7 protein-coding genes are annotated in these 6,744 nt (G+C 51.2%); all 7 read right to left on the bottom strand.

Translation table 11 applies throughout. The annotated features are described in order from the left end of the window. Nucleotides 1–19: 19 nt before the first annotated feature. Entirely contained in the window at nt 20–958 is a 939-nt protein-coding gene (locus tag AB7S66_RS10620) for a transketolase family protein (protein ID WP_428519829.1), read from the bottom strand. Next, a complete protein-coding gene (locus AB7S66_RS10615; protein ID WP_428519827.1) occupies nt 955–1,803 on the bottom strand; it encodes a transketolase in 849 nt (282 codons plus the stop codon). Before AB7S66_RS10615 ends, AB7S66_RS10620 begins: the two co-directional genes overlap by 4 nt. Before the next feature lie 29 nt (nt 1,804–1,832). Then, on the bottom strand, nt 1,833–2,585 hold the full coding sequence (locus AB7S66_RS10610; protein WP_428519825.1) for an SDR family NAD(P)-dependent oxidoreductase: 753 nt from the start codon (nt 2,583–2,585) through the stop codon (nt 1,833–1,835). Between the two features lie 12 nt (nt 2,586–2,597). Beyond that, complete coding sequence (locus tag AB7S66_RS10605; RefSeq protein ID WP_428519823.1) at nt 2,598–4,115, bottom strand: tripartite tricarboxylate transporter permease; 1,518 nt, start codon at nt 4,113–4,115, stop codon at nt 2,598–2,600. A gap of 14 nt (nt 4,116–4,129) precedes the next feature. After that, the gene (locus AB7S66_RS10600; RefSeq protein ID WP_428519821.1) at nt 4,130–4,615 is read right to left on the bottom strand and encodes a tripartite tricarboxylate transporter TctB family protein; all 486 of its coding nucleotides are present in this window, start codon (nt 4,613–4,615) and stop codon (nt 4,130–4,132) included. 61 nt (nt 4,616–4,676) lie between these two features. Next, nucleotides 4,677–5,744, bottom strand: coding sequence for a tripartite tricarboxylate transporter substrate-binding protein (locus AB7S66_RS10595; RefSeq protein WP_428519819.1), 1,068 nt, complete (start codon nt 5,742–5,744; stop codon nt 4,677–4,679). 125 nt (nt 5,745–5,869) lie between these two features. Continuing rightward, nucleotides 5,870–6,577 (bottom strand): FadR/GntR family transcriptional regulator, encoded by a 708-nt coding sequence (locus AB7S66_RS10590; RefSeq protein WP_428519817.1) that lies wholly within the window; start codon nt 6,575–6,577, stop codon nt 5,870–5,872. Nucleotides 6,578–6,744: the final 167 nt, after the last annotated feature.

Raw genomic sequence — 6,744 nt, 5'->3', positions numbered from 1 at the left:
ATCTTCATCTCTTTGCTCCTTACTTATCAGCCAGGACGCTCCTGACCTTCTTCGCGACATCCTCCGCCAACAAGCCGTAGTGCCTGAGCAGGATCTCGTAGTTCTCCGCACTGGTGCCGTAGCGGTCATCCACCCCCAGCATCTCGATGGGCAGACGGCTCTTGGAAAGTGCCTGGCACACCACGCTGCCCAGCCCGCCGATGATGTTGTGTTCCTCTGCGGTCACCACGCCCTTCACCCCGTCACAGAAGCCGAGCAGGGCCTCGGTGTCCAGCGGTTTGATTGTCGACACATTGACCACACGCGCAGAGATGCCTTCCTGGGCGAGGGTCCTTGCAGCCTCCATGGACTGCTGCACCATCACGCCGGTGGCGAAGATCACCACGTCCCCTCCGTCGACCATCTGGGTCATCTTGCCGATGTGGTACTCCTCGTCCGGGTCGGTCACCACCGGCAAATCGTTTCGGTTGATGCGCAGGTACATCGGTCCCTTCTCCTCGACCATCGCCCTGACCATCTTCTCGGTCTCCACTGCGTCACAGGGGCTGAGCACGGTCATGTGCGGCAGCACCTGCATCAGCGCAATGTCGTCGATGCTCTGGTGCGTCTTGCCGTCGCCATAGTCAGAGAGCCCGGCACTCGAGCCGCAGATCTTCACGTTCAGGTTCGCGATCGTGATCGAGGAGCGGATCTGGTCGTATGCTCGCCCGGAGGCGAACACCGCGAACGAGTTCATGAACGGCACCTTGCCCGTCAGCGAGAGCCCGGCCGACACGCTGGCCATGTTCTGCTCGGCGATCCCCATCTGGAAGTAGCGCTCGGGGTATTCCGCTGCGAACAGCTTGCTCATCGTGGAGTTGCCCAGGTCGGCTTCCAGCATCACGATATCTTTGTTGTCCTTTCCCAGCTCGACCAATGTCTCGCCGTAGGTTGTCCTCAGGCTGTCTGTCGTCCTCATGCCTCTACCTCCTTCCTCATGTCGGCTATGCACTGCCATGCCATCTTGTATTCTTCTTCCGTCATCGCCGCGTTGTGGTACTTGGCCTTACCTTCTGCAAAGGGGAAGCACTTGCCCTTGATGGTGTGTGCCATGATCGCCGTCGGACCTTCCCTGTATGCCTTGGCAGCATCAATTGCCTCCAGGATCTGCACCATGTCGTGCCCGTCGATCTCGATGACGTTCCACCCGAATGCCTTCCACTTCTCCACCAGGTTCTCAATCGGGAAGATCTCTGCGGTGGTGCTGGTCGCCTGTACGCCGTTCCAGTCCACGATGGCGGTCAGGTTGCTTGCCTTGAACACCGAGGCTGCCATCACGGCCTCCCATACCTGTCCCTCTGCAAGTTCGCCGTCTCCCAGGATGGTGTATACGCGGCTGTCGCTCTTATCCAGCGTGAGGCCAAGGGCGACACCGAGGGAAACCGACAGTCCCTGTCCCAGGCTCCCGGTCACCGCCTCGATGCCCGGGGTCTTGTCCATATCCGGGTGTCCCTGCAGGATGCCCTCGAAGGTCTTCACCTTGCCCAGCTCGCTACGATCGAAGTACCCCAACTCGGCAAGGCATGCATACTGCACCAGGACCGCGTGCCCCTTGCTCATGATCAAGCGATCACGGCTGGGATCCTTCGGGTCGTCCTTGTTCACCTTCATCGTGTGGAAGTACAGGGCCGCCATCACATCCGCTATCGAGCTGCTGCCGCCCAGGTGCCCCACCTTGCCCGGCGGGATCATCTCCAGGATGTTTGCACGTACCTGGATCGCCTTCAGCTTCAGTTCCTTTACCAATTCTTGAGAATAGTTCATCTTCTCGCTCCTTGCTACGCTTACATTATTCAGCAACAGGTGACTCCGCCATCCACCGGCAGGGCAACTCCATTGATGAAAGAGGCCTCTTCGCTTGCGAGGTACAAAACAGCGTTTGCAACATCATCAGATGTGGCAAGACGCCCCAATGGAACCTCATCAAACCGTTGTTGTTTCTTTACCGGGTCCTTGAACATCTCCTGCACAAGCGGTGTATCGACTGTGCTGGGGTGAATTGAGTTGCACCTGATGTTCTCACTTCCGTATCTACTGGCAATGGACTTGGTCAGCAGTGTGACCGCACCCTTGGTGGTGGTATACGCCTCAGGGGTGTAGCGGTGCCCGATCAAACCACAGACAGAGGAGGTGTTGATGATTGCCCCACCACCCTGTTTGCGCATGACAGGAATCACGTACTTGGTGCCGAGGAATACTGAACCAACATTGACGAGCATCATGGTGTTGAACTCACTGATGACCATCTCCTCGATTGGTTTTCTGATGTTGATCCCGGCATTGTTCACCAGGACATCAATCCTGCCCTCTTTTGCCACTACGGTATCAATGGTCTCTTTCCATGCTTCTTCGCTGGTAAGATCCATCTGGATGAAGCTTGCGGGATAGGAGCTCTTTACGAGTTCTGCTTCCAACTCCATCCCTTTTTTCTCATCAAGGTCGAGGATGTACAGCTTTGCACCATTTTTACAGAGCTTCTCAACCATGACTGCTCCCAGGCCACCGGCTCCGCCGGTGACCAGGATGACTTTATCTTTTACATTCACGATTAACTTCCTTTATTGTGGTTCGCTAGCGCTGGTTTTCTTCTGCAAGCGGCTGTTTTTTACACCACTGATAAAAATCCAGACAATAGCAAGCATCAATACGATACCAACGGGACGACCCAGCAATGGGATGAGTGAACCCTGTCCCTGCATGAGGGCCTGGCGGAAACTGATGTCAGCCGTAGGTCCAAGAATGATTCCCAGTACCAGAGGTGCCATCGGATAGTTGAGCTTGCGCAGGATGTATCCGAGGATACCGAAGATGAACATGACATGGATGTCAAAGATGTTCACGTTTCCAGCATACGCTCCGATGACCGTCAGGGGAACAATGATCGGCATCAAGATCTTCCGGTTTATCTTCAGGATCTTTACCATTGGCTTGGTGAGCAGCAGACCGAATACCAACATCGATGCGGTTGCGATCAAAAGCGTCACTGCAGTCAGGTAGAGGAAGTCCGGGGATTCAAGTGCGAGCATTGGACCCGGCTTGATACCATGGAGCCAGATGGCTGCAAGGAACATGGCCGCTGGGGGAGATCCAGGAACAGCAAGGGTAAGCAGGGGGATCATCGCACCGCCGATACAGGCGTTGTTCGCTGTCTCAGCAGACGCGAGGCCTTCATAGCTTCCCTTTCCAAAAAGATGTCCATGCTTGCTGCGTCGCTTGCCAACATCATAGCTAACCCAAGCCGCAATATCTTCACCAGCACCCGGGACTGCCCCGATGCCACTTCCGATAAAGCCGGAGCGGACAGCTGTAGAAAGTACATCCTTTACCATACTCTTATCGGGAAGCACTTTTCCTAGCTGGCTCTCAATGGAGTATGGGATATCTTCCTGTAAGACAGAAAGAATCTCAGAGATGCCAAATACACCGATAAGTGCAGGAATCAGGGAGATACCACCCATCAAGTCATAGCTGCCATAGGTAAACCTTGGGAACGCATAGACGGCATCCAGACCGATCATGGCAGTAAAGAATCCCAGGAATCCTACGATCCAACCCTTGAGAGGAGTACTCTGTGTGGAGAGGTTGCCGCAGATCATGATGCCGAAGACGGAGATAAGGAAATACTCCCACTGGCCGAACTTCAGGGCGATCTTATAGAGGAATGGGGTCAGGAAGATCAACAAGAGAATCGAGATCAGTGTACCTACAAACGAGGCAATGATACCAACTCCAATCGCTTGTCCACCATGACCTTGTTTTGCAAGGATAAATCCATCCAAGGCGGTTGCCGCCGCTGATGGTGTCCCAGGGATGTTGATCATAATTGCCGAATAACAACCACCCATGACAGCTCCGACGTAGACTCCGAGGAGGAAGGCTACGGCAGTGGCAAGCTGCATTGAGTAGGTAAGGTTGATCAGCAGGGCGAGGGCCATGGTAGCGGTCAGTCCTGGAACTGCTCCAACCACGATACCGGCCACGGTTGCAATCATTGTAACGAATACCTGTGGAAATCCGAACGCCTGTGCTGCTGCGGACCCGAACAGGGCAAATTGCTGTGCAAATGCTTCAAACATAGGTGCTCCCACCTCTATGGAAGAGGAATTTTAAAGACATACTGGAAAATAGCGCTGATCAGTAACGCTGAAAGGACTGAAATAATGATATTCTTCAACCAGGTTGTAGATTTCAGATACCAGAAGGTAACAACCAGATAGAGAAAGGTGGCTATTGCAAAATGGATTCTACCAATCAAGCCATAGATATAGACCACCATAAAGAATGAGAGAATGACTACGCGTTTTGATTCGGGGTTGAGGAACAAAGCAATCAGGTTGTCCTTTCGAAATGTAGCTTTTGTTGCTGCTACACTCCCCCCTCGAATTGACCCCACCAACATGACGATTCCGAACAGACAGAATATGATTCCCAGAATGAATGGGAAAAATCCTGGTGCATCGAGAAAACTGTTGAACACCTTCATTCCCAAGGACTCAACAATAAGATAAATTCCGAATGCCAACAGGAGTATACCCATGATAAGATCGGAAGCAGTTGTTTTCTTTATTTGGCTCATGCAACTATCCTTTTCCTAATAATTTCGGGAGATGGGAAACCATCCCCCGAAGCAAGACATATTATTTTTTGATGTTCTGCTTAGCCACGTCCCAGTCAAAGTCTGCAAGCTTGGGAATACCAAACTCAGCTGGACTCTTAACGGTGGAACCGACGTTGTGCAAGGTCCAGGCATATCCAGCTTCCTGGATTGCAAGGAACCTGTCAGCATCTTCGCCAGCATACCCAGCAAGAACCAATCCCTGCTCTCTTGCATAGTCAACGATCTCAGGCTGCTCTACTGCCCAGTAGAAGGCCTCAGTCAGACCATCAAGGATGTTCTGAGGTACATCACGGGGGATCAAGAGAGGCCAAGTCTCACTGAGCAAGGGAATGTTCTCTGCATTTTCCTGCACCTTCGTGATGGAGGGAATGTTGAGTCCGAAGTCAGTGTAGTCATTGGTATCAGTGATGGCGAGGGCACGAAGCTGCCCAGCCTTGATGAAGTCAATCAAGGAGGAGAAGGTACCCATGGCAATTTCTGCATCACCTGCAATGACATTGATACCAGCCTGGCGGCAGGAACCAGCGGTCATGTAGTTGGGAGCATCGATGCCAGCAATTTCACGGATTGCCTCGAAAAGAACGTGGGGGCCAACACCAAAGCCGCTGATTGCCATATTCTGCTTGCCGCTATTGAGGTAAGCCACTGCATCTGCATACGTTTGGATGTCGGAATCTGCAGCAACAACAAGAGCAGCTGCACCCATGTAGGCGTGGAAGGAAGCCCAGTCAGCCCAATAGGTGTCACTGGTGCCCATTACGCGGAATCCAGAGATTGGACCACTACCGGTTGCAAACATACTGTAACCATCATGCTTCTTGCTGTACATTACAGTATTAGCAGCAACTGCGGATGCAGCACCTTCCTGGTTGACCACATTGATGGTTTCCCCAAGATACTCTTCCATCTTTGCGATAACCGGGCGAACAGCGGTATCAGTACCACCACCGGCTCCGAAGCCGACATATACTACCGGCTGTGTCTTAGGCCAAAGCTTGGTGCTTTCAGCCTCTTTCTGACCTTCTGCGAACAGTGAAGTCGCAACCAACAGTACCAGAAGGATAACAAGAATTCTGTTTTTCTTCATACAAAACTCTCCTTTTATTTTTTTATGGCATAAGCCATAAAATTACTCATAAGTTATATGACGTCCTATAAGTTATAAGACCCATACAAGGCATTTCACTCATCAGCTTCATCTGTTACTAAAACCTACAGCTCAGCTAACTCTGAAATCCGGTCCACAGTCTTGGCCACATGCTCTCGCATCAGCCTGGCTGCCTCTTCCCTATTATGTTCCTTTAATGCTTCGAGGATGACCCGGTGATAATACCGTCCATCATGCATACCCAAATGAGTGACAATGGACTCCATGCTTGCATTCATCAAATCCTGCATGAAAAGAGCCACATTAATCAGCATGTTGTTTTTCGTTGCTTTTGCGATAGCCATATGGAACTGGATATCATCGTGGGCAAATACCTTTATATCAGTGGTATTCTGCTCCATCCGGACAACAATTGCCTCAAGTGCGTCACATTCCTCTTTCGTGATTCTCGTAGCGGCTATCTCCGTTGCCCCTACTTCCATTACCATCCTGTACTCAAGAATCTCCTGCAAGGAGTTCTTATCAATCATGAACATGGGAAACAACATGTCACGGTAATTTTCACTGGTCACTCTCCTGATGAAGGACCCTTCCCCGTGGCGTGTCTCTATGATTCCCAAGGCCTTGAGCTTCTGCATCGCCTCACGAATGCTGATGCGGCTCACTCCAAATTCTTGCCTCATTTCATTTTCGGAAGGAAGCTTTGCGCCCTCCTTCCATTTATTGCTCTTGATCTGGGCAAGTAACTGTTCATATACTTGGTTGGAAATCTTCTCTTGTCTCACAATTTTCGTTGAATTCTGTTGCGGCATTAAAAGCTCCCCCCAAGTCAGTATCACTGATAGGTTATCATACAAGTGTTATCTGTCAAGCATTTTTTTTACACTATTTTATTATAGTATAGCTATATCGATATATTAATACCGAGTGAAGGGTTTCTATCTTGCCCCTCTTCCACCCATTCAACTCTCTTTATTCT

The organism is Sphaerochaeta sp. (assembly GCF_050178175.1).
Classification (GTDB): Bacteria; Spirochaetota; Spirochaetia; order Sphaerochaetales; family Sphaerochaetaceae; genus Sphaerochaeta.
Note: the sequence above shows the minus strand (reverse complement) of the source record. Positions and strands in the feature narration are given on the sequence as shown.